This is a genomic window from Psychrobacter sp. 72-O-c, assembly GCF_904846605.1.
Taxonomy (GTDB): domain Bacteria; phylum Pseudomonadota; class Gammaproteobacteria; order Pseudomonadales; family Moraxellaceae; genus Psychrobacter.
In genome coordinates this window covers 1-1,728 of record NZ_CAJHBI010000064.1, presented here as the reverse complement: position 1 = coordinate 1,728, position 1,728 = coordinate 1, and the positions used below count along the sequence as shown (strand labels likewise).

The 1,728-nt window shown below is 41.1% G+C and carries 1 protein-coding gene; it reads right to left on the bottom strand.

Features of this window, described 5'->3' with window-relative positions:
• Positions 1–216 precede the first annotated feature (216 nt).
• Positions 217–1,041: a hypothetical protein gene (locus JMX97_RS13580; RefSeq protein ID WP_227671470.1), complete on the bottom strand. Its 825-nt coding sequence runs from the start codon at positions 1,039–1,041 to the stop codon at positions 217–219.
• Positions 1,042–1,728: the final 687 nt, after the last annotated feature.

Below are 1,728 nucleotides of genomic sequence, written 5' to 3'. Positions count from 1 at the left end.
GCTGATATATAACGTAAATATTAGTTAGTGTATTATCTGTAACCGTTGAATAGTGGGTCATTGACGCTTTGATGACTGCGGGCGTTGGCATATACAGAGGTTTCGAATCTCTCCGTCTCCTCCAAATTAGAAAATAAAAAAAGCCCCAATCAATTAATGACTGGGGCTTTTTTTATGGCTTTTTTTTCACTTCAAGATTAAATGTTGACATTACTGTCATCTCGCAAGCCTATCTTTAAACTCGATTTTTTTTCCATCAATGAGCGTAAGGGTGGCGTCATTAATTTCAACCGTTACGTCTTGAGTGTTTCTAATAGCGCGCATGACGTTGATGTCTTCGATACTAGTCTCAATCACTATTTTACCTGACTGTTCAGGCGTAATAGGTGGTGTAAACTGCGTCAGCGGTACATTAAAGCCTTTGCCTTGAGTTAGCTTGGCATCTTTCATCAGTAGCGACCCCTTAAAGCTCTTAATGGGTACTGAGCCATGATTGGACAGCATGAACTGTAGCTTAACTTGGTTTAGGCTATCGCTATCGCTAGTTTTGACTGGCAGTAGGGCGATAGGATAAGTCTGGGCAGTGATAACACCGGTTTGTTTGCTGGCGACGATGGGGCTTTTTTTACCCGTTGGATTGTTAGGATGCAAGCGTTCATATTCACGCTGCTGCACTAAGGCTTGCTTAATAGTTGTACGCGGCATTGCCCCTGATTGATAAGCTTCACTGAGCTTCATCCGTAGCATATAGCGGCTAAGGAGCTCCCTATCACTTTCAGGTAATTGCTCAAAAGTACCACCCAGCTCTTTTTGCCATTGGTTGGAGTCGGTGGGAATAGTTTGCTGACTGGGATCAGTTTGCGGCATTGAGCAGCCAGTGATAACCGGCACTGTGCCAAGCGCTAGCAGTAGTAACAGAACATTACCTGTGCGCTGAGGCGGGTGGCCTGATACTGAGTGGAATGATGTCGCACATCGATGTATGAGCGTATGATTATCACCAGCTACCATGCCAAGACACTCTTTTAAACAAGCTATCATTATCTCTCTCCTTGTAAACTCTCACGGCCAGTCTTTTATTATAAGTTTTTATGACTAGGGTATGTTTGATACTCGACCATGACTCAAATATAGACTGTTTGTAGATGCTCAACACGCCTAGATCAAAATTTTTTTATTGTATTTGACAAGGTCATAAACAAGCCACGTGAGGTATACGCTGTGGCTAAGCCTGTAAGCAGAGCATTAACTTTAATATACCGTTTTTATGGGACTAGTGCGCTTAATCATTGCTAAATATTGTGTTAAATTTTGCAAGACATGAGCTAAAATTTTATAAGGTGTGACTGAAAAAAAGGGAGGTTTTAGAGGTGAGGCCAGTTCAAAGAAAACATTAGTATCCGAAAATAAAGTAATAATCAGAATAAGAAGTAAGGAAAGGGATTGGAGATGACAAATATGTCAGGGTTAAGTACTAGTAAGTAAGCTTAACCCTCACGTATTTTTTTATCAGTGCTTCTTTTATGAGTAATATCTCATATCAGTGATGCTGTTAATGACAGCGAGAAAATATCTTCAGCGCTAATCGTTATTTTGCAGCTCAGATAATGGATGGGTAATACTATTATTATGCGTGACCACAATAGCCTCATCTATAATATGCTGACTGACACCGCGCTTACGTAGCGTCTCAATGAACACCTCATCGTGCGCTAACGTATAGTCTTG